The organism is Streptomyces himastatinicus ATCC 53653 (assembly GCF_000158915.1).
Classification (GTDB): domain Bacteria; phylum Actinomycetota; class Actinomycetes; order Streptomycetales; family Streptomycetaceae; genus Streptomyces; species Streptomyces himastatinicus.
Genome location: NZ_GG657754.1, coordinates 3,045,080 through 3,046,205 on the forward strand (window position 1 = coordinate 3,045,080; position 1,126 = coordinate 3,046,205).

Here is a 1,126-nt window from a genome sequence, read left to right on the forward strand (position 1 = left end):
GTGTACGACTCGGGGTTGGCGACGACCCGGCTGAGCACGACCGAGGAGATCCGCTGGAGCTTCACGGACTCGGTGGAGGTGGTCGCGTACGGCGACGGGGAGGTGCCGTCCGCGGCCTGCTCGTCGGTGTGGCTGACGATGAAGCGGTTCCCGGTGAGGACGAGGACCGTGACATGGCGGCGCACCTCGTTGGCGTCGAACGTGGTCTCCTGATGGACCAGGTACGACACGATCGGCTCGCCGCCCACGGCGGCCTCCACCGCCTCGGCCACGAGTGCCGGGTAATAGCCGCTGCGCTCGATCGCCGCGCGCAGCCCCTGGGTCGTCGTACCGGTCTTCGCCATGGGCACCATCCTACGGGGCGGCGCCGACACCGGCTCCCATGCCCGTCACCGGTCCCGGCCCGTCAGTAGGCGGGCAGATGGCGGGGGCCGAGGTCGGTGCGCACGGGCGGCGGCGCCAGCCTCGCGGACGCGCCGAGCACGGAGAGGCCGCGCTGGGCGACGACCACCGGCTCCAGATCGACGGCGACCACCTCGGGATGGTCGTCCACCAGCCGCGACACCCTCAGCAGCAGCTCCTCGAGGGCCGCGGTGTCCACCGGTTTGGAACCCCGCCAGCCGAAGAGGAGCGGCGCGGTCCGGATGGACCTGATCAGCTCGGCCGCGTCCCGGTCGGTGGCGGGCACGAGCCGGTGGGCGGTGTCGCCCAGCAGTTCGGACGGGGCGCCGGCGAGCCCGAAGGAGAGCACGGCTCCGGCACCGGGGTCTATCGCGGCCCGTACGACGGTGTCGACACCGCGCGGCGCCATCCGCTGCACGACCAGGCCCAGCTCCTCGGCAGGACCGAGATGGGCGGTCAATTCGGCGTACGCGCGGCGCAGTTCCGTCTCGCCGCCGAGGTCGAGCCGCACCCCGCCCAGGTCGGTGCGGTGGCGCAGCTGCGGGGCGGTGGGCTTCAGCGCGACCGGGTAGCCGAGCCGCCCGGCGGCCCGTACGGCGGTGTCGGGGTCCGGCGCGGGCAGCGCGGGCAGCACGCTGACGCCGTAGCGGGCCAGCAGGCGCTGGGTGTCGGCGGCGGACAGCTCGATGTCGGGATTCGCCGGGCCCGTCAGGCGCGGGGGCTT

At 74.2% G+C, this 1,126-nt stretch carries 2 protein-coding genes; both read right to left on the reverse strand.

Annotated features, from left to right (window positions below; translation table 11 throughout):
* On the reverse strand, nt 1–344 hold a 344-nt coding region (locus tag SSOG_RS53490), incomplete at its 3' end, for a DUF5998 family protein (protein WP_039941012.1).
* A gap of 62 nt (nt 345–406) precedes the next feature.
* Nucleotides 407–1,126 (reverse strand): acetate--CoA ligase family protein (locus tag SSOG_RS12325; protein WP_039937340.1); only part of this gene is annotated, 720 nt, incomplete at its 5' end.